Origin of the sequence: Corynebacterium sp. NML140438, assembly GCF_001875725.1 — a bacterium.
In the GTDB taxonomy this organism is placed as follows: Bacteria; Actinomycetota; Actinomycetes; order Mycobacteriales; family Mycobacteriaceae; genus Corynebacterium.
This window is the reverse complement of sequence record NZ_MLCQ01000007.1, coordinates 26,441-52,467: the sequence shown is the minus strand read 5'-3', so window position 1 is coordinate 52,467 and position 26,027 is coordinate 26,441. Positions and strand designations below refer to the sequence as shown.

Annotated in this window: 18 protein-coding genes; 9 read left to right on the top strand and 9 right to left on the bottom strand. The window is 61.5% G+C overall.

The window, feature by feature from the left end:
- The first annotated feature begins 702 nt into the window (after window positions 1–702).
- Genes BJP08_RS01445 through BJP08_RS01420 form a run of 6 tightly spaced genes read left to right on the top strand, consistent with a single transcriptional unit; the run spans window position 703 to window position 12,224 of the window.
- Window positions 703–2,646 carry an alpha/beta hydrolase-fold protein gene (locus BJP08_RS01445; RefSeq protein ID WP_071567924.1) on the top strand — a complete coding sequence of 648 codons (1,944 nt, stop codon included), beginning with the start codon at window positions 703–705 and terminating at the stop codon, window positions 2,644–2,646.
- 19 nt (window positions 2,647–2,665) lie between these two features.
- Entirely contained in the window at window positions 2,666–3,142 is a 477-nt protein-coding gene (locus BJP08_RS01440) for a DUF732 domain-containing protein (RefSeq protein WP_071567923.1), read from the top strand.
- A 9-nt stretch (window positions 3,143–3,151) separates the two neighbouring features.
- Entirely contained in the window at window positions 3,152–4,081 is a 930-nt protein-coding gene (locus BJP08_RS01435; RefSeq protein WP_071567922.1) for a cutinase family protein, read from the top strand.
- A gap of 49 nt (window positions 4,082–4,130) precedes the next feature.
- Window positions 4,131–5,924 carry a FadD32-like long-chain-fatty-acid--AMP ligase gene (locus BJP08_RS01430; RefSeq protein ID WP_071567921.1) on the top strand — a complete coding sequence of 598 codons (1,794 nt, stop codon included), beginning with the start codon at window positions 4,131–4,133 and terminating at the stop codon, window positions 5,922–5,924.
- 38 nt (window positions 5,925–5,962) lie between these two features.
- Complete coding sequence (locus BJP08_RS01425) at window positions 5,963–10,690, top strand: type I polyketide synthase (protein WP_071567920.1); 4,728 nt, start codon at window positions 5,963–5,965, stop codon at window positions 10,688–10,690.
- Window positions 10,680–12,224 carry an acyl-CoA carboxylase subunit beta gene (locus BJP08_RS01420; RefSeq protein WP_071567919.1) on the top strand — a complete coding sequence of 515 codons (1,545 nt, stop codon included), beginning with the start codon at window positions 10,680–10,682 and terminating at the stop codon, window positions 12,222–12,224. Before BJP08_RS01425 ends, BJP08_RS01420 begins: the two co-directional genes overlap by 11 nt.
- Window positions 12,225–12,356: 132 nt before the next feature.
- Here the strand turns inward: BJP08_RS01420 and BJP08_RS01415 are convergent, their stop codons facing one another.
- A complete protein-coding gene (locus BJP08_RS01415) occupies window positions 12,357–12,701 on the bottom strand; it encodes a DUF3054 domain-containing protein (RefSeq protein WP_071565725.1) in 345 nt (114 codons plus the stop codon).
- A 784-nt stretch (window positions 12,702–13,485) separates the two neighbouring features.
- Here BJP08_RS01415 and BJP08_RS01410 point away from each other — a divergent pair.
- Together BJP08_RS01410 and BJP08_RS11320 are read left to right on the top strand one after the other, a co-directional pair.
- Window positions 13,486–14,055 carry a hypothetical protein gene (locus tag BJP08_RS01410; RefSeq protein WP_255364720.1) on the top strand — a complete coding sequence of 190 codons (570 nt, stop codon included), beginning with the start codon at window positions 13,486–13,488 and terminating at the stop codon, window positions 14,053–14,055.
- 31 nt (window positions 14,056–14,086) lie between these two features.
- The gene (locus tag BJP08_RS11320) at window positions 14,087–14,404 is read left to right on the top strand and encodes a hypothetical protein (RefSeq protein ID WP_143109974.1); all 318 of its coding nucleotides are present in this window, start codon (window positions 14,087–14,089) and stop codon (window positions 14,402–14,404) included.
- Between the two features lie 331 nt (window positions 14,405–14,735).
- Here BJP08_RS11320 and BJP08_RS01400 read toward each other — a convergent pair whose 3' ends face one another.
- The 5 genes from BJP08_RS01400 to trmB form a co-directional block, all read right to left on the bottom strand.
- Window positions 14,736–15,191, bottom strand: coding sequence for a hypothetical protein (locus tag BJP08_RS01400; protein ID WP_143109973.1), 456 nt, complete (start codon window positions 15,189–15,191; stop codon window positions 14,736–14,738).
- Between the two features lie 828 nt (window positions 15,192–16,019).
- Complete coding sequence (locus tag BJP08_RS01390) at window positions 16,020–17,018, bottom strand: YbhN family protein (protein ID WP_255364719.1); 999 nt, start codon at window positions 17,016–17,018, stop codon at window positions 16,020–16,022.
- Complete coding sequence (locus BJP08_RS01385; protein WP_071567915.1) at window positions 17,002–19,320, bottom strand: MMPL family transporter; 2,319 nt, start codon at window positions 19,318–19,320, stop codon at window positions 17,002–17,004. The genes BJP08_RS01390 and BJP08_RS01385 overlap by 17 nt, the downstream gene beginning before the upstream one ends.
- 9 nt (window positions 19,321–19,329) lie before the next feature.
- Complete coding sequence (locus tag BJP08_RS01380; protein WP_071567914.1) at window positions 19,330–20,010, bottom strand: NYN domain-containing protein; 681 nt, start codon at window positions 20,008–20,010, stop codon at window positions 19,330–19,332.
- 3 nt (window positions 20,011–20,013) lie between these two features.
- A complete protein-coding gene (gene trmB / locus BJP08_RS01375; protein ID WP_071567913.1) occupies window positions 20,014–20,775 on the bottom strand; it encodes a tRNA (guanosine(46)-N7)-methyltransferase TrmB in 762 nt (253 codons plus the stop codon).
- Window positions 20,776–21,104: 329 nt separating this feature from the next.
- Here trmB and BJP08_RS01370 point away from each other — a divergent pair, with 329 nt between their 5' ends.
- Entirely contained in the window at window positions 21,105–22,928 is a 1,824-nt protein-coding gene (locus BJP08_RS01370) for a phosphoenolpyruvate carboxykinase (GTP) (protein ID WP_071567912.1), read from the top strand.
- 250 nt (window positions 22,929–23,178) lie between these two features.
- Here BJP08_RS01370 and BJP08_RS01365 read toward each other — a convergent pair whose 3' ends face one another.
- The 3 genes from BJP08_RS01365 to BJP08_RS01355 are packed head-to-tail and all read right to left on the bottom strand — an operon-like array spanning window position 23,179 to window position 25,886.
- Window positions 23,179–24,405: a hypothetical protein gene (locus BJP08_RS01365; protein ID WP_143109972.1), complete on the bottom strand. Its 1,227-nt coding sequence runs from the start codon at window positions 24,403–24,405 to the stop codon at window positions 23,179–23,181.
- On the bottom strand, window positions 24,389–25,198 hold the full coding sequence (locus tag BJP08_RS01360) for a hypothetical protein (protein WP_070975627.1): 810 nt from the start codon (window positions 25,196–25,198) through the stop codon (window positions 24,389–24,391). Before BJP08_RS01360 ends, BJP08_RS01365 begins: the two co-directional genes overlap by 17 nt.
- 34 nt (window positions 25,199–25,232) lie before the next feature.
- A complete protein-coding gene (locus tag BJP08_RS01355; RefSeq protein WP_071567910.1) occupies window positions 25,233–25,886 on the bottom strand; it encodes an ABC transporter ATP-binding protein in 654 nt (217 codons plus the stop codon).
- Window positions 25,887–26,027 lie beyond the last annotated feature (141 nt).

Here is a 26,027-nt window from a genome sequence, read left to right as displayed (position 1 = left end):
CACCGCAGCTGGCACAGGTCTTCCAGCAGAAGTCAGCATCATCCGCACCACCACCCACACCGCCCCAACCCCACAACCCATCACGATCTAACACCCAAACACGTTCACAACCACTTGACACAAAGCGTTTCGGGGTTTTGGTTTTGCGTTGCCCCTGGCCATTGGGATCGCGCGAGGGAATTTGGTGCGCTTGCTCGGGGTGTCAGTGACAAAAGACGCACCCTAATATATATAGCCCTTTATCTACCTGCAGGTTTGAATGTCCAGCACTTTTGGGGATGTGTCTTTTGTCACTTCCCCACTCGACCCTGCACCAAATTCCAGCATTTCAGCGGGTGGGTTTTACGTTTGCCCAGGTCGCCGGACTTGCATGCGGGAATGTGGTGCGCACCCCACCTGGCCTGACACCAAATTCCTGGATTTTTGCGTGGCGATCTGCAAACACCCAGGTCGCTGACTCTCGCCGAGGGAATTTGGTGCGGAGTTACCCGCTTAGCAAAAATCTTGGTGGCGCACCGGCGTGTCTGGTGGCTAAACTCTCAAGGCATACTTAACCTTTAGGGTGATTTGTTGGCGCCGTCGCTGGTTGATTCCGGGGGAGGGGAACCCTCGGAGTTTGCCGAAGAGCACGCGGCGCTGGTTGTGCACACCTAAAACCTAAAAGTGGCAGAAGCCCAGAAGAAGAGTTGAGGCAGGAAATTCATGCGTGAGACCCATTCCCCTATGAATCGGATGAAGAAGGCTGCGATTGTTGCGGCGGCGGTGCCGATGGTGGCGTCGTTAGTTCCGGTGGTATCGACGTCGGCTGTGGCGCAGTCGGCGCTGCCGCTGTCGAGTAACCGTGGTGGGCTGTCGGACAATATTCGGCCGTCGGATCCGCCGAAGCGGACGCCGATTGAGGTTGATAAGAACCCGCAAATTCCGGGCCTGCCTGCGGGAGTGAGCGTGGACCGCATTGAGTGGTTGACGAACCGCCGCGTGGCTGTGTTTATTCGTTCGGCGGCGATGCCGGAGCAGCTGATGCAGGTGCAGATCCTGCTGGCGCGTGATTGGCACTCGAATCCGCAGGCGAAGTTCCCGGAGGTGTGGGCGCTGGATGGTCTGCGTGCGCGTGATGATGAGAACGGCTGGACCATCGAGACCAACATTGAGCAGTTCTACGCTGACAAGAACGTGAACGTGATTCTGCCGGTTGGTGGCGAGTCGTCGTTCTACTCGGATTGGCAGCGCCCGAACAATGGGAAGAACTACAAGTGGGAGACCTTCCTGACGAAGGAGCTCGTCCCGGTGCTGAATAACGAGTTCCGCTCGAACGGTAGTCGCGCTGTGGTGGGTATCTCGATGGGTGGTACTGCCGCGGTGAACTTGGCGGAGCGCAACCCGCACTTGTTTAAGTTCGTGGGTTCCTTCTCTGGCTATTTGGACACGACGACCACTGGTATGCCGACGGCGATTAAGGCCGCGCAGATGGATGCGGGTGGCTACGACTCGGAGGCGATGTGGGGCCCGGCTGGGTCGCAGGATTGGATTGACCACGATCCGAAGCTTGGCATTGAGGCGCTGAAGGACATGACGGTGTACGTGTCCTCGGGTTCGGGTCGCGATGATTTTGGTAACCCGGAGTCGGTGGCGAAGGGTGCGGCGAACCCGGCGGGTGTCGGGCTCGAGGTGATTTCGCGCTTGTCGACGCAGACCTTCGTCGATTACGCGTCGCGGACGCCGGTGAAGCCGGTTGTGAAGTTCCGTCCGTCGGGCGTGCACTCGTGGGAGTACTGGCAGTTTGAGATGACGCAGGCGTGGCCGTACATCGCGAATGCGTTGGCGATGGCGGAGGCGGACCGCGGTTCGGACTGCAACCCGGTGGGCGCGATTGCTGAGGCAACGAAGTCGGGCGTGATCGGTAGCTGCGTGAATAACGAGTACGACGTCGCTGGCGGTAAGGGTAAGGCTGAGGACTTCCGTGGTGGTACTGCGTTCTGGTCCCCGAAGACGGGTGCGTACCCGCTGTTCGGTGCGATTTTGGCGAAGTACAGTGGCCTGGGTGGGGCGCAGAGCTGGCTTGGTTTCCCGACCACGGGTGAGACCTCGACGCCGGACGGCGTTGGCCGCTTCGTCCACTTCGAGAACGGCTCGATTTACTGGACGCCACAGACCGGCGCCTACGCCATCCCTGGTGACATGTTCAAGGCCTGGGGTGAGAACGGCTACGAGACGGGCGACCTGAAGTACCCGGTTGCTGAGGCGAACCAGGTGGGCAACGGCTACGTGCAGAAGTTCCAGGGCGGGTTTCTGACCCGTAACCCGGACAAGAGCCACAACATTGTCCACGGCGCGATCGCGGAGAAGTACGGCGAGCTGGGCACCGCAACGAGCGCGCTGGGCTACCCGAAGAGCAACGAGATTGCGATCCGTGGTGGGTTCTTCCAGCAGTTCGAGAAGGGCAACATTTACTGGTCGCCGGAGACCGGCGCGCACGTGGTGCTCTATGGCGACATCTTCGAGGAGTGGGGCAAGCGCGGCTACGAGCAGGGTGCGATGGGCTGGCCGACCTCGGATATGCGTGAGATCCCTGCCGGTGGGCTGGTGATTGACTTCCAGCACGGAACACTGGAGCAGGTCAACGGCGTGGTCCGCGAGCGGAAGTAACAGGAAGTAAGGAGCGGCGATGAAGCGACTGCTGACGAGCGCAAGCCTCTGCCTCGCGTTGGGCCTGGCGGCCTGCGGTGGCACGACGGTGAACAGCGATGACGTGACCGCGACTCAGGGGACGCAGGCCCCGCCGACGGCAAGCGCGTCGGCGTCGGGCACTACGAAGGCGACGACGTCGGGGACCGCGGCGCCGGCGTCGAAACATGCGGGCCCGGCGGATCAGCCGGCGCGCGAGGTGACCTCGATTCCGGAGCAGGCGCCGACGTTTAGCCCGAAGGAGCAGGCGTTCCTCGACCAGCTGCAGCAAAGCGGCGTGAACGTGAAGGGCGTCGAGGATCAGTTGACGGCGACGGGCGCGACGGTGTGCAATGGTGACTCCGTGACGCGCGATGCGGTCGCGGGACAGTTGGTCGAGCAGCGCCGCACCGACCTGGATGCGAATGCTGTGGCGACGCTGATTGCTGAAACCGCGCAGTCCAAGCTGTGCAAGTAAGGGAGTAGTATGCGCAGAGCAGGCGTTGTAGCTGCGGTTATTGTGGTGCTGGCGGCGATTGGGCTGGGGGTCTTCCAATGGTTGAAGAGCCAGGACGGACCGCGTGTGGTGGAGCCTGGTGAGCCGGGTGGCTCGACGGAGGCCCGCCAGGAGCCGGAGTGGTGTCCCTCGGTGGAGTTTGTCTCGATTCCGGGCACGTGGGAGTCGTCAATTGACGACGACCCCTTCGCCCCGCAGGCGAACCCGAACAGCTTCATGCTGTCGATTACGAAGCCGCTGCAGGAGCGCTACCCGATTGACCAGGTGCGCGTGTTCACGGTGCCGTACACGGCGCAGTTCCGGAACATCCAGACGCCTCAGGGCCGCAATGAGATGAGCTACGACGACTCCCGTGCTGAGGGTACGGCGCGTGCGAACGGCGAGATCGCGTTTGTGGCGGAGCAGTGCTCGAAGACGAAGTTCATTGTGGCTGGTTTCTCCCAGGGTGCGGTGATTGCGGGCGATATTACGAGCCAGATTGGCGCGGGTACGCACGCGTTGCCGCCGGAGCGCCTGCTGGGGTCGCTGATGATTGCGGACGGGCGCCGCGAGAACGGCGTCGGCATGAACCCGGGCGTTGAGTTGGCCGGTGTTGGTGCAGAGATTGCGCTGCGCCCGCTGCAGATGGTGGTGAGCGCGGCGACACCGGGCGCGACGATGACCGGAGCGCGGCCGGGTGGCTTCGGTCAGGTGGCTGACCGCGCGTACGAGATTTGTGCGCCGAATGATTCCATCTGTGACGCGCCGCAAAATATCGGAAATGCGGTGGACCGTGCGGCTGCATTGTTGCTGGCCAACGGCAATCACGCGATGTATGCCTCGAACCCGGATGTGATTCCGGGTACCACTACGCCGCAATGGGCTGTAGATTGGTCGATGTCCGTAATTGATTCTTTCTAGAAACTAACCAATTTCTAGGACCTGACAAGACCTGACACAAGGAGTGCCCATGGATCTCCAAGCACTGATTCAGCGGTTTATCGACGAAACCGGCCAGATCAAACTCCCGCCGAACTTCACCATCCCGGCCCTGACCGAGATGCTCTACGGGGCGGCGGCCCAGGCCGGTGCGACAGACACCGTCAACATCCGCTCGTGGGACTACTCCGCGGACCCTGACGGGGCGCTGCGCACCTTCACGCGCGCGGAAGTGAACACACGCATCAAGTCGGTGGCGGCACGCTTGCAGCAGATCGGAAAGCCGGGGGACCGCGTGGCCATCCTGGCCGGCAACTGCCCCGAGTACATCTTCGGCTTCATGGGCGCCATGTACGCCGGCCAGGTCCCTGTGCCGCTCTACGACCCGACCGAGCCAGGCCACGAAGGCCACCTGCGCGCCGTCCTCGCCGACGCCGAGGCCAACGTGGTGCTCACCAACAAGCAGGGCGCGCCAGCAGTGCGCGCCTTCTTCGCGGAGTTGCCGGGCAAGGAACGCCCGCGCATCATCGCGGTCGACGCACTGCCGGACACGCTCGCTGCCGGCTGGGTGGCTGGGCAGGCGGAGGAGGCCGTCGATACGTCGGACCATGTGTCCTTCCTGCAGTACACCTCCGGCTCTACCCGCAACCCGGCCGGCGTGATGCTCACCAACGAGTCCATCGTGTCCAACGTCATCCAGATTTACACGGCGGCGAAGCTGGAACAGCCGATGCGCGTGCCGTGCTGGCTGCCGCTGCACCACGACATGGGCATCATCATCTCGATGATGCTGATCATCCTCGGCAGCGAGTTCGAGCTATTCACCCCGCGTGACTTCATCCAGCAGCCGATGCGCTGGGTGGAACGCCTCGGCCGCTGCGAGAGCGACCCGGAGGACATCCACGTCTTCACCGCGGCGCCCAACTTCGCGCTCGAGCTGTGCGCTCGTGCCGTCGGGCACGCGCCGCAGGACCTGGACCTGTCCGTCCTCGACGCCCTCGTCATCGGTTCTGAGCCGGTGACGAAGCCGAGCGTCGACAGCTTCATTGCGGCCTACGAGGGCTTTAACCTGGAGCGCAAAGCGATGCGCCCCTCCTACGGGCTCGCGGAGGCGACCCTGCTCGTTTCCACCCCGCAGACCCCGGACCGCCCCAAGTTCGTCGCCCTCGACCGCGACAAGCTCACTGAGGGGCTTGCGGTAGAGACAGATGACGGCGTTGTGATGGCCTCCAACGGCCAGCCGGTGTCCTGGATGCACTTCGCCGTCGTCGACCCGCAGACCCACGACGAGGTCGCGCCTGGCACCATCGGCGAGCTGTGGGCACACGGCCCGAACATCGCCCTCGGCTACCAGGACCGCGAGCGCGACACCGCCGACACCTTCGGCAACACCATCGGCGCCACGCTCCAGGAAGGCCTGCCGAAGGACGGCTGGCTGGCAACAGGGGACCTCGGCACGCTTCTCGACGGCCACCTCTACATCACCGGCCGCGTCAAGGACCTCATCGTCGTCGCAGGACGTAACCACTACCCGCAGGACATCGAGGCCACCGTCATGGAGGCCAGCGAACATGTGCGCAAGGATTCGGTGGCGGCGTTTGCGGTGCCGGGGGAGGACGTCGAAAAGCTGGTGCTGCTGGTAGAGCGCGCGGACACCGCCACCCCGGACGGCGACGCCGACGCCATCGCCGCGATCCGCTCCGCCGTGACCGCGAAGCACGGCCTGGCGCCGGCGGACATCCGTTTCTACGCGCCGGGCGAGATCGCGCGTACCTCCTCGGGCAAGATTGCGCGCCAGGTCAACGCGAAGAACTACCAAGGCTGATAACGAAAAGAAAGGCACGACCGATAGGGTTGGATGCTATGAGTGAGAATGCATTGATCCAGTGGCTGCAACAGTGGGTTGCGGAGACGACCGGAGTGGAAAGCGTTGACGCGACCACCCCGTTCGAGTCCTACGGGCTTTCCTCCCGCGACGCAGTGGTGCTTTCCGGGGAACTGGAGAAGTTACTGGGCCGACGCATCGACCCCACCGTGGCCTACCAGTACCCGACGATCGCTGCCTTGGCCCACGCGCTGACTGCTGACGCCCCGGCGGCGTCGAACGTCGTCGCCACCGGCCGCGACGTGGAGGCGAAGGGCCACGACATTGCCATCGTTGGCACGGCCGGGCGGTTCCCGGGCGCGAATAACGTGGACGAGTACTGGGAGCTGCTCGCCGCAGGCGAGGTCACGACCGGCCCGCTGCCGGAGGGCCGCTGGTCCGAGTACAACTCGGATCCGTTCCTGCGCACCAAGATGCGCGAAGAAGCCACCGACGGCGGCTACCTCGACGACATTGCGGCCTTCGACAACGAGTTCTTCGGCCTGTCCCCGCTGGAGGCGAAGAACATCGATCCGCAGCAGCGCATCATGCTGGAGGTCGCCTGGGAGGCGCTTGAGGACGCCCACATCCCCGCCGACTCGCTACGTGGGCAGCGTGTGGGCGTGTTCGTCGGTTCCTCGAATAACGATTACGGCATGCTCATGGGTGCCGACCCGGCGCAGGCGCACCCGTACGCGCTGACCGGCGCGTCCAGCGCGGTGATCCCGAACCGGATCTCCTACGCCTTCGACTTCCGTGGGCCCTCCATGAACGTGGACACGGCCTGCTCCTCCTCGCTGGTGTCGGTACACCACGCGGTGCGCGCCCTTCGCGAGGGCGAAGCCGACGTCGCCCTCGCCGGTGGCGTGAACATCCTGGCCAACCCGTTCGCTTCCCTGATGTTCTCGGAGCTGGGCGTGATTTCGCCCTCCGGGAAGATCCACGCATTCTCTGATGACGCGGACGGCATCGTCCGCTCGGAAGCAGCCGGGTTCATCGTGCTCAAGCGCGTCGAGGACGCCATCGCCGACGGCGACGACATCCTCGCCGTGATCAAGGGCAGCGCCACCAACTCGGACGGCCACTCCAACGGCCTGACCGCCCCGAACCCGGAGGCCCAGGTAGACGTGCTGCAGCAGGCGTACGCCGACGCGGGCGTGGACCCACGCACCGTCGACCTTGTGGAGGCCCACGGCACCGGCACGATCCTCGGCGACCCGATCGAGGCGACCGCGCTGGGGCAGGTCTGCGGCGCCGGACGCGATGCTGGCCAGCCGTTGCTGCTCGGTTCTGCGAAGTCCAATATCGGCCACTCGGAGTCGGCCGCGGGTGTGGCCGCGCTGATCAAGGTTGTGCAGGCCCTACAGCACGATGCGATCCCGGCCATGGCGAACTTCGCCGGCCCGAACCGCTACGTCGATTTCGACGCCAACAACCTCGAGGTCGTCGAGGACCCGCGCGAGTGGCCGCAGTACTCCGGCCAGCGCGTGGCGGGAGTCTCCGGCTTCGGCTTCGGCGGCACGAACGCGCACGTCGTGGTCAAGGAGTTCGACCCCGCCGACTACGAGACAGCACCGCAGCGCCCCGAGGCGCTCACCGGCGTATCGACGGCCACCCTGCCCGTCAGCGGCCTGCTGACCTCGCGCCGCAAGACCGCAGCAGCCGGGCTTGCCGACGCGCTCGAGGGACGCCCGGACGCCGACCTTATTCCTCTTGCGCGGTCGTTGGCGCTGCGTAACCATGGCCGTTCCGCCGCGGTGGTCACCGCCGCCACGACCGAGGAGGCCGTCAAACGGCTGCGCCAGGTCGCTGAGGGCAAGGTCGGCCCCGGTATCGCCGTGGCGGATTCGCCGAACGCACTCGGCCCGGTGTTTGTGTACTCCGGCTTCGGCTCCCAGCACCGCAAGATGGCGAAGCAGCTCATGGCATCCTCGCCACTGTTTGCACAGCGGATGCGTGAGCTGGATTCGATCGTCCAGTTCGAGGCCGGCTGGTCCATCATCGAAATCATCGAGGACGACGGGCTGACCTACGACACCGAGACCGGCCAAGTCGCGGTGACCGCCTACCAGATCGCGCTGACCGATATGCTGGACGCCGCCGGGATCCGCCCGGCAGCCGTGATGGGCATGTCCATGGGCGAGATCGCTGCGGGCTACGCCTCCGGCGGTATCAGCGCGAAGGACGCGATGGTGATCGCGTGCCACCGTGCTCGCCTGATGGGTGAGGGCGAAGCGCTCACCGCCGACACCGACGCCGAGGGCGCCATGGCCGTCGTCGAATTGAGCGCCGATCAATTGGAGGGCACGGGTGTTGAAGCGGCCGTGTTCGCCGGGCCCGGGATGCTCACCGTCGGTGGCCCCGTCGGTGCGGTGAAGGGGCTCGTCGAGAAGCTGGAAGAGGAAGGTAAGTTCGCGCGACTGATGCGCGTGCGCGGCGCCGGGCACACGAGTGCGCTCGACCCGATATTGGGCGATTTGGCTGCCCAGATCGCCGGCATTGAGGCGCACCCGCTGCGGATCCCGCTGCTGAGCAGCGTCGACGAGCACGTTGTGTACCAGCCGGGCCAGGTCGTGCACACCGACGAATACTTCCTGCGCATGACGCGCCAGCCGGTCTACATCCAGCAGGCCACCGAGACCGCGTTTGCCGAGGGCTACACCACACTCGTGGAGGTCGCGCCGAACCCGGTGGCGATCATGGGCCTGATGAACACCGCGTTTGCCTCGGGCAAGCCGGACGCGCAGCTGCTGTTCACGTGCAAGCGCAAGGTCGACGAGGTGGAGTCCATCCTGGACCTCGCGGCGAAACTGTACGTCACCGGCACCGCCGTCGACTTCACCGCGTTCTACGGCCGCGGCCCGCGTATCGACGCCCCACTGACCCAGTTCAAGCGCTCCGAATTCTGGACCGACGCGCGCCCCGCCTCTGCGCACACCTCGCTGCTCGGTGCGAAGGTGCGCCTGCCAGAAGGCCAGGTCGCGTACTCGACGGCCGCGGACACGCTGTTTAGCCCGCACCAGATTATTGACGCCGTCGCCGCCGAAGTCCTGCCCGGCTCCCGGGTGGTGGCCTACGAGGACCACGACGTACTTCCTGCCGAGGGCGACGTGACCACCATCGCGGCGACCTCGCTCGGCGGGGTAAGCGTGAAGGTCTTCCACGAGGACACTCTGCTCGCGGAGGGCTTCGCCACGACGCTCGACCTTGGCGGCGCTGTTGAGGAGGACTCAACGGCTGCTGGTCCTGCCGCAGTGGCTGACGCCGCTGGTGACGCCGCGCCGGTCGCGGACGAGCTCGCCGACGTCGACGCCATCCGCTGGGACCCGAACTCCGGCGAGTCCGTCGCGCAGCGCCTGCGCTCCATCGTGTCGGAGTCCATGGGCTACGACGCCGAGGACCTGCCCGACGAGCTGCCGCTCATCGACCTTGGACTGGACTCCCTGATGGGCATGCGCATCAAGAACCGCGTGGAGAACGACTTCCAAATCCCGCCGCTGCCAGTACAAACGCTTCGCGACGCCTCCGTCGCCGACGTCATCCGCATCGTCGAGGACGCCGTCGCCGGGGTGCAGTCCGAGGCCCCTGAGCCTGCTTCTGAGCCAGTCGATAATGCTGATGAGCCCGCCGAGCCCGCCGAGAAGTCGGAGGGTGCCCAGGGCGTCGGCGTCGCACCACGCGACGCCTCGGAGCGCATGGTGTTCGGCGCGTGGGCCAAGTTCACCGGCACCGCAGCCGCAGGCGTGACCTCCGAACTGCCCGCCATCGACGACGCGCAGGCCGAGAACATCGCCAACCACTTGAGCGAACGCTCGGGCATTAGCGTGACCGCCGAGCAAGTCAAGGACGCCGAGACGCTCGAGCCGCTCGCCGACATCGTGCGCGAGGGCCTCGAAACCGAGGTCGAAGGCAACATCCGCGTCTTGCAGCAGCCAGAGCACACCACCAAGCCGCCCGTGTTCGTGTTCCACCCGGCCGGTGGGTCCAGTGCGGTGTACCAGCCGTTGGCTCGTCGACTAGCGGACGACGTCGCGGTGTACGGCGTCGAGCGACTCGAAGGCACCCTGGAAGAGCGCGCCGCGGCCTACGTGGAAGACATCAACCGCATCGCGCCCGAGGGCAAGGTCGTGCTCGCGGGCTGGTCCTTCGGCGGCGCACTCGCCTACGAGGTGGCGCACCAGTTGGGCAACGACCGCATCGCCTACATCGCGCTGCTGGACACCACCCAACCGTCCGAACCCGCCCCCGACACCCCAGAAGAAACCAAGAAGCGCTGGGAGCGCTACGCCAAGTTCGCCAAGGACACCTACGGGCTGGACTTCCCAGTGCCCTTCGACCTGCTGGAGACGGCAGGGGAGGACGCGGTTCTCAACATGCTGGCCGAGTTCCTCGCCACCACCGACGCCTCCGAGCACGGGCTCGCCGCCGGGGTGCTGGAACACCAGCGTGCCTCCTTCGTCGATAACCAGATTCTCAACCGCCTCGACTTCGCCCGCTGGGCGGACGTGCAGGTGCCCGTGCTGCTGTTCCGCGCCGAGCGCATGCACGACGGCGCGATCACCCTCGAGCCGGCCTACGCCCACATTGACGAGGACGGCGGCTGGGGCGCTATCGTGAAGGATTTGACGATCGTCCACCTGCCGGGCGACCATTTGGCAGTAGTTGACGAGCCCGCGGTAGGCATCGTGGGCAAGCACATGAACGAATGGATTGACAATGGCAACTAGCGCAGAAAAGCTCGCTGACCTGCGTGCGCGTCTAGAAAAAGCGCAGGACCCCGGTTCCGAGCGCTCGCGGAAGCGCCGCGACGACGCCGGGAACACCACCCCGCGCCAGCGCATCGCCGCGCTTCTCGACGAAGGCTCCTTCGTCGAAATCGGCGCCCTGGCCCGCACCCCCGGCGACGAGAAAGCCGTCTACTCCGACGGCGTCGTCACTGGCTACGGGCGTATCGACGGCCGCCCCGTCGCCATCTACGCCCACGACAAAACCGTCTACGGCGGCTCCGTCGGCGTCACCTTCGGCCGCAAAGTCGTTGAAGTGATGGAATTCGCCATCAAGATTGGCTGCCCCGTCATCGGCATCCAAGACTCCGGCGGCGCCCGCATCCAAGACGCCGTGACCTCTTTGGCCATGTACTCCGAGATCGCCCGCCGCCAGCTCCCGCTGTCCGGCCGCAGCCCGCAGATCTCCATCATGCTGGGCAAATCCGCCGGCGGCGCCGTCTACGCGCCCGTGACCACCGACTTCGTCGTCGCCGTCGACGGCCAGTCCGAAATGTACGTCACCGGCCCCAACGTCATCCGCGAAGTCACCGGCGAAGACATCACCTCCGCCGAACTCGGCGGCGCCCGCGTCCAGGAACAATCCGGCAACATCCAGGCCGTCGTCGGCTCCGAAGAAGAAGCCTTCGACTACGTCCGCGACCTCCTCGCCCACCTCCCGACGTCCACCTTCGACCCAGCCCCCGTCGAATGGGCCCCCGAGGACGACGACCTCGACGACTCCGCCCTCGACACCTTCATGCCCGACGACACCAACGCCGGCTACGACATGATGGACCTCCTCGTCCAGCTCGGCGACGACGACAACCTCGTCGAAATCCAAGCCGGCTACGCCGAAAACCTCATCTGCGCCTTCGGCCGTATCGACGGCCGCACCGTCGGCTTCGTCGCCAACAACCCCATGTACCAGGCCGGCTGCATCGACGCCGACGCCGCCGACAAAGGCGCACGCTTCATCCGCACCTGCGACGCATACAACATCCCCCTCGTCTTCGTCGTGGACACGCCCGGCTACCTGCCCGGCGTCGACCAAGAACGCGAAGGCCTCATCCACCGCGGCGCCAAACTCGCGTTCGCCGTCGTCGAGGCCACCGTGCCGAAGGTCACCCTCATCGTGCGCAAAGCGTACGGCGGCGCCTACGCCGTCATGGGGTCCAAGAACCTCACCGGCGACATCAACCTCGCCTGGCCCACCGCCCAGATCGCCGTCATGGGCTCCTCCGCCGCCGTCGTCATGATCCAAGGCAAGCAGCTCGCCGCCATCGAGGACCCCGTTCAGCGCGAGGCGATGAAGAAGATGTTCATGGACTTCTACGACGAAACCATGACCTCCCCATACGTCGCAGCCGAACGCGGGTTCATCGACTCGATGATCGAGCCGTCCCAAACCCGCCTCTCTTTACGACGCGCCCTTCGCCAACTTGCCACCAAACAAGAGCAAGACCTGCCGAAGAAGCACACCATCAGTCCCCTCTAAAACTCATAAGGAGAAGAATTTCATGCTTTCCTCAGCACTCGACATCGCCGGTGACATCATCAACCACCTCGTGTGGATGATCTACGCCCTCCAAGGCGGCGACTTCCTGGCCAACATGGGTTGGCTGTCGAGCTAACGCCGCTTCAGGATCAGTTTCGCTGCACCGCGCCATCCGAGCATGAGCAGCGCCGACATGCTGCTCGCCACGATGACGAACGAGTAGTGCGGCAACTTGTGGCGGTAGAAGCCCCAGATGATCAGTCCGACCACGATCGTGATGAGCCAGATCAGCCACCCCTTATCCTTGCGGGTGGCCAGCCACGCCAGCCCCAGCCCAGTCGCGAACGGCAGGAAGGTTTCCAGCCAGCCGAAGAAGTTCAGCGGCATCTCTTCGGTCTGGTGCGCGATGCGCGCGAGCAGCGCGAACGCGGCGATGGCAACGTAGTCAGCAGCAATTGCGTACGGTTTTTTGATCATGTCAGACAGTCTAACCCGGTGCCCGGCGGTGCTGGTAGGTCGCTGGTAGGTGCCACAAAACCTGCTTAGCGAATTTGTGAACAGATTTGCGTTTTCCCCTGCCACCCCCGGTAAAACCGCAAAGCGTAGCAATAGGATTGTAGTAATCATCGAAACGGGAGCACGGAAGTGTCACGCTGCTAAAGGGGCAGGCGTTTCATGAGCTCTGGAAGAGCGCGTGGACTACTCAGTCCTGGGTACTTGAATCATTTTCTTCTTTTCTTATTTTAGTACCAATGGCGTAGCCGAGCAGGCAGCCGGCAAAAACCACAGCACCAATCATCCATACTGGCATGGGTTGCTCCTTAATCCCAAGGTTCGATAGCTTCGAGCATAAGTGTTGTGTTTTAGATCGTACCGGTCGTGTAATGGTCGCGTATCCTGCTAGAGTCACGGGATTGGCAAGCATGTAGTGGTGAACCAGTAACGCCTGCCCAAATCGGACCCGTTTGGTTTTGGTAGAACCTACCGTCTCGTTTTCCGGCTTCCCAGTCTGCGCTGTGCGGTTTCAATTCGTTGCTGAGGTCGTGACACAAACGATGAGAACTCAACAGCGCTAACGAAAGACCGAGGCCACTCCTCATCATCGGTCAGAAGCATGTCCTCCCACAACCGTGACACAGTTGCGCCGGGTTCAGTGGGTTCATCGATTGTTCCAGGTGCGGTGGAATGACGGTACATATCTTATGTGTGTAATCAGCGATGGCTTTTTTGCTTGTCTTTAGCTATATTCGGCCTCGCGATTGTGAAAAATGATTTCACCCTACAGAAAGGATGGACTAGTCCGTTGAAAAAACTTGTCTCTCGATTTGTTCCCGTCGTGGCTATGGTGGCAGCTGCTCTCACTGGGGTGGTTACTGTAAACGCTCCGGCATATGCTGCCGAATCTGCTTCTGCTACGGCTCCCGTATCTTCGGGCCAGAATGATCGAGGTGATCTTTGGTTTGAACAAGAAGACGGGATCCGTAGCTTTAACGTTGATAGCAATGTTCTCGTTCCTAACGTCCTTGATGGTGATCAAATCAAGATCGAAGGCAATCTCATCAATACTTATGACGCACAGGGGAAACTTGTTGCGAGCATCAAAGCGGATCTTCCCGAGGGCGTTGTTTTGAAATACACCGACGGAGTAATTTACGCGGGGAGCGTGAGCGGACAAGCCGCGCGTTGCATCGATAACAAGTGGGTGAGTCTAGGTATTAATCTCGCTGCCGATGCATTGGTCTGTGCCCCCTTCGGTGCCGCTACTGGTGGTGTCGGCGGTTTTGGGTGCAGTGCTGCTGTAGGTGTAGGTATTACTGCAGCGAGCTGCTAGTGCAGCGGTTCTGGGATGAAGGCTTAAAGGGATGAATAAAGTATCCGGTAGGACTATTGTAAAGACCCCAACGGGATTGCGGGTTCCACTGGTTCTCTATGCAGCGTCAATTGCAGTTTTAATTGCTGCTGGGTCTGCTGCTGGAATGTATAAAATGAACTTCCCATTGTGGGTGTGGATTGCGGAGGCTTTGATCCTTCTACCTATCGTTTATGTGACCTCCCGCAATCTGACCGTCGATGACGGTTTTGAAGGCTATGTGGTTGTCGGAAAACCGAAGGTTATTGGATTCGCTACAATCTCAGCGATCGTGATTGCCATGTTGATTATTACGATCGCCGTATTATAAAGGTTCATTTATCTCGCTGAGCGTAGTTTGTTGCTGGGTTGAAAACGGGTCTTGTTTGCCTTTGTAAAAAGGCCAAGATCCGTTTTTGCTACTGATCTCATTTAAGCGAAAGCTCCGTGATACATGGCGCCAATATAGAGGGGCGGAGGACTGCAAAATCGATTTTTCGGACGAAAGGAGTCGCACTGTGAGTGGTGCTCTCCGGGAGGCGCTGATGCTGCAGCTAAGGAATTATTTAATTGGCTGTGTGCGGTTTAGCCCACGTTGCATGGAAGATGAATCTCGGCGGACAGTGCAGTTCCCCGTTGGTTTCCAGCGTTAATTGTCGCTCTTATGCGGTAGCCATGCCCAGCTTGTCAGGTTTGCAGAAGGCCTCTCCGCGAACGAAACCATATCCATCGTGGAGTCTCATCGAAGCTCTATCGACCGACCGTCGACCAGTACCCGCGTTTACCCAGGGGAGGCCGTGGGGTGGCGGGGCTTGTACGTCAGGCGGTGGTGGTACGGAATACTTCGCCTTGACGGAGGATTTGAGCCTTATTTCGCCGCGCTTGAAGCCGAATAGGGCATGGAGCGTATTCACCGTGGTGATCGCCTCGGCTGCTGCGTGCGCGCCAGAATTGTCTAGCCCTAGTTGGTCGAGAACCGCTGGCAGGCTGTAGGGTCCATGGTCGGCAATTTGCTTGGCAAGATCGATGGTGTCAATGAAGAGGAAGATCTCGTTCTCGCCCTCATCGTCGAGACCAGTCATGCAGCCTGGCTCGGCGATGATTAGTTTTTGAGTCAAAGGGAACATTGAAACACACGAGTGTGGCGGTACGGATACAAAATTGCACCCGTACCGCCACACCTGCGTACGCTTTAATGACCACCTAAAAGAAAACTTTCCTCCACGGTGTCTCTGTCATTTCCTATCAGGGATCCCCTTCGTGTCTTTTCTGTTGAACGACATACAGAAGAAAAGCGATAGGCCCGAGTACCGGAAGGACGATTATGGTGGCAAGCCATATAAGTGCAGAAAGAGCACTCATTTTCTTTTTGAACAATACAGTAATGCTTATCGCCCAAAGGAGGAAGATGGCTGACATGACTGTAGTTGTTGCAAAATCATAGAACGTAATCATCAGTCGCCGCCTTTCGGTAGGCAATAATGGTCTACATGAGTGGGGTAATGGACACTTATCTTAATGAAAAATTTGCCGTCTTTTGAAGTAATAGATGAAAACACATTGAGGTTACCGCTCATTTAGCGGATGGCAGAAAGCCTCTTTGCAGACGAACCCAAATCCATCGTGGAGTCTCATCGAAGCTCTATCGACCGTTTGGTAGAAGACCCCTAGGTGTTCTTTCTGCAGCTCAAGTTGCACGTCTGGTGGTGGTGCCTTGTCCTCTGTAGACCAAAATCGTTCCCGCCCTCGGGAACTATTTGGCGTTAGGGGCCGGTTCCCATCGACCAGCAATCGCGTTTTCCCAGGGCGCGACGAATGTCTACGAAAAAAGTTCCGCGACCAACGGCGAGCCGGGGAACTTTTTCGGCGTGGGCGGTACGAGCGAGCGGCACGCGCGAGCGATCCCGGCGCGAGCCGACCGCCTGACACCGAGATCGACACCGACCTCACGCCTTGCCCAGCATGTAGCCGCGCCCGGCGTACTCCGCCGTGTGGAAGACCCAGCCGATGGCGGTGATGAGGGCGAAGGAGATGAGTCGGTAGAGTACGGTGACGGCGGTGGCGTCGACAAGGGTGAGGCCGACGGTGACCAGGGACCCGGCGAGGATGGCCTCCACCGTGCCCACGCCGCCGGGGGTGACTTGGGCGGCACCGGCGAGTTTGGTCATGATGAACGCGAGGGTGATGCCCATTGCGGAGGTTTGGTTGAGGCCGGGGTTGAAACCTGGGGCGGTGCCGAGGACGGACCAGGCGCAGAAGTAGAGCACGGCCAGGTCGAGGACCTGGTTGAGCAGGGAGAATGCGGCGGCTGCGGTGAAGCGGCGGCGTGACATTTGGATGGTGGCGACTTGGTCGACGACGCCGCTGGCTTTGGTGGCGACGCGGTCGGGCAGGAAGCGCAGCCAGCGTTTCAGCACGGAGGGGTTGCGGGTGGCCCAGTAGAGGGCGCCAACCACGGCGGCAGTGCCCAGCAGCGATCCGGCTAGGGCCCACACGGAGAGGCTGGCGCCCATGAACACGACGGCGCTGATGCCGATGAGCGCCATCCAGACCGTGGATAGCGCGCCGGAGACGACGAAGAACCAGGCGCACAGGCCGGTGGAGGCGCCCCAGGACTGGTGGACGCGGAAGGTCAGCCACGCGGAGAGTGCCGGGCCGCCGGGGACGGTGGTGGACCAGGCGTTAGAGGCGAGCGTGATGTTCACACAGCCGCGCAGGGTGGCGATGCGCCCCTCAATGTTGAGGAGTACTAGCATCACGGCGGCCATGGCGGCGATGGCGCCGAACGCGGTGGCCACCGCGCCGACGAGCGGCAGCAGGTCGGCGCGGCGTAGCGTGGTCCAGGCTTCGCCGAGGAAGGGGAGGCGGTCGCGAAACAGCACCAGGCCGACAATCAGGATGACGACGGGTGCTGTCCAGCGCAGCCACTTAGCGTTCAAGTTCACGCTTCTTGAGCTGCTCGAGGGCCCGGCGGGTCTCGAGTTCCTGCATCAGTTCCGTGAAGGGGACAAGGTCGGCATCCTCGTTGACGGTCCTGCCCGCGCGAGCGGGGGAGGGGTCGAGGGCGATCGCTTCGTCGACGGGGGTGTGGGTGGGGTCGGAGGGGGCGTCGACAAGCGGGACGGAGCTGGAGCCTTCGCCGAGGCTGCGGTAGGCGCGCTTGACCCAGCGTGGTGCCCACCAGTTGTCCTCGCGCAACAGGTGCATGACGGAGGGCACGATGAGCAGACGGATGATGGTGGCGTCGAGGGCCAGGGAGACGATCATGCCGAACGCGATGTACTTCATCATGACGATGTCGCTCATGGCGAAGGCTGCGGCGACCACGATCATGATGGCGGCGGCCGCGGTGATGATGCCGCCGGTGTGCGCCGTGCCGTACTTGATGGACTGGTCCGTGGTGGCGCGGTTGTGGCGGGCCTCGACCATGCGGGAGACCAGGAAGACTTCGTAGTCGGTGGACAGGCCGTAGAGGATCGCGATGATGAGGACCAGCACTGGGCTCATCAGCGGGCCTGGGGTGAAGTTGAGCAGGTCGGAGCCGACGCCGTCAACGAAGACGAGGGTGAGGAACCCGAGGGTTGCGCCGATGCCGAGTACGTTCATAATGACGGCCTTCGCCGGTAGGATCAGCGATCCGAACAGTAGCGCCATCAGCAGGAACGTGGCCAGCACCATGTAGAGCGCCATCCACGGCAGCCGCTCCAAAAGGGCCTCGATGGATTCGACTTCCATGGCAGGGGTGCCTGCGATGTAGACGCCGACGCCCTCTGGCGCCTCGATGGCGCGCAGCTGGTCAACGACTGCTTGGCCGCCGTTGCGGTCCGCCAGCGGCGCGGAGAGCACCGTGGTGCCGTCCTTCGTCGCCTGGGATGGGGAGAGCGGCTTGGCTAGGCCGGTGACTTCGCGGGACTGCAGGACCACGTCCACGAGTTGCTCGTTGGTGGCGTTGGTGACCACGAGCTTGATCGGGTTGGTGCGAAACGCCGGGAACTCCTCGTTGAAGGCGTCCTGCGCCTGCCGCGTTTCCTGGTTGGGTGGCAGGTAGCTTTCGTTGATGCCACCGAAGGTGATGCCGACCATCGGCACGGTGAGCAGCAGCAGCGCGCCGGTCGCGCCGACGACGACTTTCTTCGAGTTGCGCATCGCCCACGCCGGAAGCCGGTACCACACGGTGTCTTCTATTCGACGCCCCTTCCGCGACGTCCGCCGCACCGACCACTTATCGATGTTCGGCCCGAGCATGCCGAACAGCGCCGGCAGCATGGTCACGGAGATGACCGCGGCGAGCATCACGGCGCTAATTGCGCCGTAGGCCACGGACTTGAGGAAGGCCTGCGGGAACATGAGCAGGCCGGAGAGCGCCACCCCGACCATCAGGGCGGAGAAGAACACGGTCTTGCCGGCGGTGGTTGTGGTGGCGGCGACGGCCTCCTCGGTGCTCACCCCGCGGTCGAGTTCCTCGCGGAAGCGGGAGACCATGAACAGGCCGTAGTCGATGGCCAGGCCCAGGCCGAGCAGCGTAATAATCGACTGGGAAAAGATGTTGACCTGCTGGAACTGCGCCAGGATGGACAGCAGTGACAGGGAGCCGATGATGGACAGGATGCCCACGATCAGCGGCATCGCCGCGGCGACCACGCCACCGAAGACGAACAGCAGGATGATGGCTACGAACACCAGGCCGACTTTTTCGGCGCGGGCGATGTCGTTGGCCATGCCGGTGTCCAGCGCGTCGGCGACGGCGGTGGCGCCGGCGATCTGCACGGTGGCGTCGCCAGGCAGCGTGATGTCGTTGAGCGCCGGTTGGATGGTGCGGAAGTCTTTCAGCGTCTGTTCGCCGTCGCCGGCCAGGCCGATCGCGGCGAAGGCGGCGGTGCCGTCCTCGGTGATCTGCTGCTGGTTCGGCGCGGAGAAGTAGCTGGTGATGTGGTCGATCTGGTCCGGGAACTGGGTTTTTAAGGCCTCGATTTGCCGGTTGGCCTCGTTGAATACGGCGGGGTCGGCTACGCCTTGTGGGGCGCGGACGAGCAGGATGACATCACCGGCGTTGTCGCGACCGAAGGTGTCGTTCTCGATGGTGGCAGCTGTGGTGGAGTCCGCGCGCGGGTCCTCCCAGCCTTCCTGCGAGAGGCGCTCGCCCAACTTGGAGCCGAAGAGCACCTGCAGCACCACGATTACCGCGATGACCACAATCGGCAGTACTTTGCGCTGCCGGTACGCGAAATGTCCCCACCTGTAAAACACGGCCAGCTCCTACTTTTCCTTGGTGTTGTGCAGCAACGAGGTCAGCGGGCGGAACGGCTGCAGCCATGCGCCGCCGTCCGGCAGGGATTCCAGGTTGATGCGCGGCAGCGGCTCCAGGAAGACGTTCGGGATGTCCTCGAGGTCCACGAAGCGCAGCAGCGGGGAGTCGACGGCCCACGCGGCGTGCTCGTGAAACCCGATGACGGTCACGGGCAGGCCGTCTTCCGCGAGCTGCTCGAGCGGCTCCTGGAAGTTCTGGCCGTCGGCCGACGCGACGACGACGCCGCGCAGCACGCCCTCGTCGAGACGGCGGCGGATGTGGGTGAGCATGTCCTGATCGACGTCCGAATCCTCAGCAGTCTTCGGCTTTGCGAAGACCGCGAAACCCACGTTGCGCAGCGCGTCCACCCACGGGCGGACCGATTCGGCGTTGTGGGCGGCGACGTTGGTAAACACGGTGGCCTCCGGCTCGATGGTGGAGCCGGTGTCCTGCGAGGCCTTCGCCGCGAGCCCGATCAGCCAGTGGCCGAGGGCGTCGAAACGCGGACGCTGCGACCCGGAAGGCCGCCCGCCGAGGATCGCGCCGAGCCCCATGTCAAGGTTCGGTGCGTCCCAGACGAGCAGGTAGGTGTCGGGGCCTGGCTCTGCGCCTGGCGTGTAGGGGTGCGTCTTGTCCTGCAGGTCCTGCATGGTTTACTTCTTCTCCCAGAGGTATTCGCGGATTGTGTGGTCTTTTTCTAACCCTTTCCCCTCGAATTTAGTGATGACCTGACGGTCTGTCAGCAACGGCGCCTCTGGCCACGGCCAACCCTTGTATTCCAGCATGGGTTCCACGTTGACAAGTTCGTCGATCCACTCGGCGTAGTCGGCGTGGTCGGTGGCCACGTGCAGCACGCCGCCTTTCTTCAGGCGCGTCGCGATCAGGTTCAGCGTGCCCGACTGAATAATGCGGCGCTTGTGGTGGCGGGCCTTTGGCCACGGGTCCGGGAAGAAGATGCGCACGCCGTCGAGGCTTTCCTCACCGAACATGCGGGCCAGCACCTCGACGCCGTCGCCACGCACCATCCGGATGTTTTCGATCTCGCCGCGCACCACGGAGCCGAGCAGCTTCGCCAGGCCCGGCTTGTACAGCTCGACCGCAATCACGTTGGTGTCCGCCTCCAGCGGCGCCATCGCCGCAGTGGAGGTGCCGGTGCCGGAGCCGATCTCGAGGATCGTCGGGTGGCCCGTGCGGCCGAACCATTCGTCGACGTTGATGGGGGTGTCGCTGAGCATCTGCCCCAGGCGCGGCCAGTGCTCGTCGAAGAGCGCCTCCTGGTTGTCCGTTAGCGTGCCGCGGCGGAACGTCACCGAGCCGAGGCGCGGGTAGTCCAGGCCGGTATCAAATTCGGTTTGTGGGGGCCGCCCGTGGGGCAGTTCGCCCATGCCAGGGCGTGAATTCTCAGACATGTTCATCGTGTTCATTGTCCACACGGTGGATTGAAATGCAATTCCCCCATTTGCCCCCAAAATAGGGTGAATGTGGGTCCGGTCACGTTTGTTTTCGGGTTTGCGCAGTCGTGGAATGTTGTTTTCGCTGCGTACGGCCTATATTTATTGACGTCTCACCGTTCGGGCACACCCCTTTTCGGGGCACATTTACATGCTCACTCTTGGTCGTATCTATGAAGTATGTCACTGGTTATGACCGGGGTGGGCGTCGAAAAGCTGGAGACGGACCAGCGTAACCGCGATTTCGATAGGCTTGGGACCTAGAGGTTTGTCTATTTTGACCAGGAGAGATTATGACCACTGCCGTGAAGCGCATCGAAGGCAACGTACCAACCGACAATGAGCAGCTCATTGCTTGGATCAACGACGCTGTCGACCTCTTTGACCCGGACAAGGTGGTTTTCGCGGACGGATCCCAGGAAGAGTGGGACCGCCTCGCAGCCGAGCTGGTAGAGAAGGGCACGCTGATCAAGCTCAACGAAGAGAAGCGTCCGAACTCCTTCCTTGCGCGCTCGAACCCTTCCGACGTCGCACGTGTTGAGTCCCGCACCTTCATCGCCACCGAAGACGAAGACGGCGCAGGCCCAACCAACAACTGGCGCGACCCAGCCGAGCTCAAGGCTGAAATGCGCGAGCACTTCAGCGGCTCCATGAAGGGCCGCACCATGTACGTTGTGCCGTTCTGCATGGGCCCAATCAGCGACCCGGACCCGAAGCTAGGCGTACAGCTCACCGACTCCGCATACGTGGTCATGTCCATGCGTGTGATGACCCGCATGGGCCAGGAAGCGCTGGACAAGATCGAGGGTGACAAGTTCGTACCGTGCCTCCACTCCGTCGGCGCACCGCTCGAGCCAGGCCAGGAAGACGTCGCATGGCCATGCAATGAGACGAAGTACATCTCCCAGTTCCCAGAGACCAAGGAAATCTGGTCCTACGGCTCCGGCTACGGCGGCAACGCAATCCTGGCGAAGAAGTGCTTCGCCCTGCGTATCGCCTCCGTCATGGCGAAGGAAGAGGGCTGGATGGCTGAGCACATGCTCATCCTGAAGCTCACCTCCCCAGAGGGCAAGGTGTACCACATCACCGGCGCATTCCCGTCCGCATGTGGCAAGACCAACCTGGCAATGCTCACCCCGTCCCTCGAGGGCTGGACCTCCGAGGTTGTCGGCGACGACATCGCCTGGATGCACCTGCGTGAGGACGGCCTCTACGCCGTCAACCCAGAAAACGGCTTCTTCGGCGTTGCACCTGGCACGAACTACAAGTCCAACCCGATCGCCATGAAGACGATGGAGCCGGGCAACACCCTGTTCACCAACGTTGGCCTCACCGACGACGGCGACGTCTGGTGGGAAGGCATGGACGGCGACGCCCCAGCGCACCTCGTGGACTGGCACGGCAACGACTGGACCCCGGAGTCCGGCGAGAAGGCCGCCCACCCGAATTCCCGCTACTGCACCCCGATCGCGCAGTGCCCAACGGCAGCACCGGAGTACGACGACTGGAAGGGCGTCAAGGTCGACGCCATCCTCTTCGGCGGACGCCGCCCGGACACCGTGCCACTGGTCACCCAGGCGCACGACTGGGAGCACGGCACCATGATCGGTGCGATGCTGTCCTCCGGCCAGACCGCAGCCTCCGCTGAGGCGAAGGTTGGCTCCCTGCGCCACGACCCAATGGCCATGCTGCCGTTCATCGGCTACAACGTCGGTGACTACTTCCAGCACTGGATCGACATGGGCCGCGAAGGCGGCGACCGCATGCCGGCGATCTTCCTGGTGAACTGGTTCCGCCGCGGCGAGGACGGTCGCTACCTGTGGCCAGGCTTCGGCGAGAACTCCCGCGTACTGAAGTGGATCGTGGACCGCATCGAAGGCCGCGTCGGCGCAGAAGAGACCGTGGTCGGCTACACCGCCCGCGCGGAAGACCTGGACCTGGAGGGTCTCGACGAGCCAATCGAGGACGTCAAGGAAGCCCTCTACCCGGATCCGAAGCTGTGGGAAGGCGATGTCGCGGATGCCCGCGAGTACTTCGCTGGCCTCGGCGACCGCGTTCCGAAGGAAATCTTCGAGCAGCTGGACAAGCTCGAAGAGCGCGTCAACGCCGCGAAGTAAGCTTCTGGCGTAAGTAATCCGCTGAGATGAAAGGCCCGCCGTGTGGCGGGCCTTTTACTTATGTGAACTTACTCGCCAGAGCTGCCAGCTCCGCTCTACTCTGCATTCGGTGGGTACGCAGTAGGGCCGATACTTTCTTTGTGATAGTGATTTCCGCGTAATTCAGTCGCTGTGCAATCTGCCGATTGCCTGTTCAGAGCTTCGTTTGTCGACAATTAGAAGCTCCACTAGCTGGACCAACCATGCAGGATTAATCATCTGGGCCATCCGTCCTGCGAAGCTGGATTTCAGTGATGATAGGTACTGCGACAATGTAAACCGTCAGTATTCCCAGCGCATGAGGAGTGAAAGCATCCCAAGGATTTAGGCTAGATACTCGCGCGACTGCAGCAGCTAGAAGAGTGCCACTGATACATCCAAACAGCACGAAGGGGAGAGTAAGACTAATCGTTTCGACGCGGATAAGATTCTTGGCGACCGTATTTTGTACTCCCCGTAAGGTGAGAACCTTGACTAACCTAGTGCGGTCTCTGATTGCTGCAATAGCGATTCCACTTACTGCTGCTAGACCGAACAACATAATACTGAGTGTCAACGCAAATGCAGCGTCACCGTACCCGGATGACATGGCAGAGTTGACATTGTCGATTCTTTCCTGCGATGTCAATCCGGACTTGGTTTGCATGGTTGCAGACAAAACAACATTAGATGGGAGCTGATCCAAATCTGCGTATAGATATCTGCCCACGTTGTTGATTTCTTCACTGGAGGTCGAAATGAGAATTTCCGTTAGTCCGGGAACTTCTTGGATCCGTAGTGGCGGTAGGTCTAGTTCAGTGTCTGTGATTGGGATGACAAACTGAGAAGATAGAGCTGCTGCGTCCATTCCCACCGGGGTCAGCAGTGATTCGGCGTCATCCGCTGGACATTCGGGGTCGTCAGTGGCTAGCTCTGCATATTCATGACAGGACATAACGAACGCGTTTATTGAACGTTGGTTGTCCCGCAATAGTCGCCCTTGGCCAAATGTTCCCATTACCCCCGGAGATGTGAATTCTTCGTAGGTGGCCTCAACCTCAGCATCATCGCGAAGAGCTCCCCAGTGAATCCCTGGCTTCCAGTAACTCAGTCCCGAGCTCACCTGTCCAAGTCCGGCATTCGCTAAACCAACTGTCACAGTCGATACTGCGCAGATGCAGAATAAGAGCACTACGCTCGAACCAATGGAGGTTGCACGGTAGCGAAGGGAAGCTGATATTAGAGTCCCTTGGATCCCTCCGCCGAAGATCTTTTCATAACACCAGCCGGCGCCGAGGGCTAGAAATGGCGCAAGATACACCAGCCCAGCAATGATAGGGAGGAAGGCTAAAGGAACCAAGATTGGGAGGGAAAATATCTCGGATGCGATGGCCATCAGGGCCGCTGCTACTATGCCAACTGGAAAGGCAGCTAATTGCCATTTATGCAGTCGTTGCAAAGAGTTTCATCCTCCTCAGATACGTCGCGACACCCATCATGATGGTGATAAGAATCCCACAGCCAAATGCTCCTATTAGGCCAGCGAAAGCATCCGCAGGGAGGAACCCACGGCCTTCCCAAACCACCTTTTCGAGAATGCGAGATACGAGATATAAGGGGGCTACTGAAAGTACAACGCTCACGAGAAGACCGGCCAACGGTGCAGCCGACAGCAACGCAGCCGCGACCCACTTCCCGGCGCCTCGTAGCGCAAGAACCCGAGCAGTTTCCTCCCATGCAGGGTCGAAGATCTTGGACACATTCCAAAAACACACCAGGCAAGGAAGCACGACAACAATAAAGTAGACCAAAACTATATACATGATGGTCTGATCAATTACAGATGCTGAATCTTTGGTTGCAGTGACGGAGCTGTCCACTGCCTTATCTGTTGGCATAACAATGTTCACCATCCGGGAGTCTGCGAGCGCCGTCTTTTTAATTGTGGAAGTGCATTCCAAATCCTCCATGTATCGAACGAACCTGTCCGGCGCGTTATCACCTGCTCCCGCGGCACAATTGAACGATGGAGCCTGACCCTGAAGAGGAACTTTGCTGAGGTGAGCAGGCGTGATAAATGTCAGTTCCAAAACCCCGTCGCCGGAAGCGATCCACCATGTTGCGGAGCTCTGCTGTCCCGCGATAATCTCCGGAGACTGCCAGTTGGTGCGTTCATCCGCATTTACGAGCATCATTATTCCCATGAGCGGAAGAAGCAGGATCACCAGCAGCGCCAGGTTGAAAAATCCCACAACGAATACTTCGCTCCTGTTCCGCTTGGCTAGGCTACCGAGATACACGCGAGCCACCGATCTGGTAGATAGCGGATGCATATTTAGTTACTCGGGCATCGTGAGTAACCATCACCACCGGAACTTCGAATTGCTGGGCAAACTTCAGGAACAGATCCATCACAACCCCAGCAGCTTCATCGTCGAGACTGGAGGTTGGTTCATCTGCAGCAATTAGCGAGGGGCGGTTAGCTAGCGCGCATCCAATGCTGATGCGTTGACGTTCGACCCCTGAGAGCAAACTGGGATAACGATCTTCATAAGCCTCCATATTTAATTGCTTGAGAATTTCCCTCGCCGTAGCGAGACTCTTCCTTCTTCCACCTTGGGACATCTCAGCAATCAGCCGGATGTTATCGCGGCATGTCAGATCCTCAATGAGGCGGTTTCCTTGATCTACTACACCGATATTTTTGAGCCGAAAGTTACGGCGGTCTTTTTCGGGGAACCTTGAGTAGGTCTTTCCAGAAAGTGAAATCGTACCGGAGTCTGGTTGGATGGTTCCGATGATGCAGCTAAGTAGGGTAGTCTTGCCGCTCCCGGATGGTCCGGTGATAGCAGTTAATTCGCCCTGCTTTACGGAAAGGCTAACTTCATCGAAAATAGGTTTTCCCGAGAGGGTTTTGCTGATATCGCTAACTTCAAGCATATGTTCCAGCTCCTAGAAAAATAGATTGTGTGCCGCCGATATCGGCGGCACACAATCCTCTTCTCTTTTACATGTAGACGCAGCGTAGGTCGAGGAAGCCCTCACAGTAGCCACCGGAGGCGTTGTAGTTGTCTCGGCAGC

What these genes read in the sequence shown, in the direction of transcription:
- BJP08_RS01355 (WP_071567910.1), bottom strand. Translation starts at nt 25,886, where the DNA reads ATGCTTGAAGTTAGCGATATCAGCAAAACCCTCTCGGGAAAACCTATT.
- BJP08_RS01445 (WP_071567924.1), top strand. Translation starts at nt 703, where the DNA reads ATGCGTGAGACCCATTCCCCTATGAATCGGATGAAGAAGGCTGCGATT.
- BJP08_RS01370 (WP_071567912.1), top strand. Translation starts at nt 21,105, where the DNA reads ATGACCACTGCCGTGAAGCGCATCGAAGGCAACGTACCAACCGACAAT.
- trmB (WP_071567913.1), bottom strand. Translation starts at nt 20,775, where the DNA reads ATGAACATGTCTGAGAATTCACGCCCTGGCATGGGCGAACTGCCCCAC.
- BJP08_RS01425 (WP_071567920.1), top strand. Translation starts at nt 5,963, where the DNA reads ATGAGTGAGAATGCATTGATCCAGTGGCTGCAACAGTGGGTTGCGGAG.
- BJP08_RS01420 (WP_071567919.1), top strand. Translation starts at nt 10,680, where the DNA reads ATGGCAACTAGCGCAGAAAAGCTCGCTGACCTGCGTGCGCGTCTAGAA.
- BJP08_RS01430 (WP_071567921.1), top strand. Translation starts at nt 4,131, where the DNA reads ATGGATCTCCAAGCACTGATTCAGCGGTTTATCGACGAAACCGGCCAG.
- BJP08_RS01415 (WP_071565725.1), bottom strand. Translation starts at nt 12,701, where the DNA reads ATGATCAAAAAACCGTACGCAATTGCTGCTGACTACGTTGCCATCGCC.
- BJP08_RS11320 (WP_143109974.1), top strand. Translation starts at nt 14,087, where the DNA reads ATGAATAAAGTATCCGGTAGGACTATTGTAAAGACCCCAACGGGATTG.
- BJP08_RS01435 (WP_071567922.1), top strand. Translation starts at nt 3,152, where the DNA reads ATGCGCAGAGCAGGCGTTGTAGCTGCGGTTATTGTGGTGCTGGCGGCG.
- BJP08_RS01440 (WP_071567923.1), top strand. Translation starts at nt 2,666, where the DNA reads ATGAAGCGACTGCTGACGAGCGCAAGCCTCTGCCTCGCGTTGGGCCTG.
- BJP08_RS01380 (WP_071567914.1), bottom strand. Translation starts at nt 20,010, where the DNA reads ATGCAGGACCTGCAGGACAAGACGCACCCCTACACGCCAGGCGCAGAG.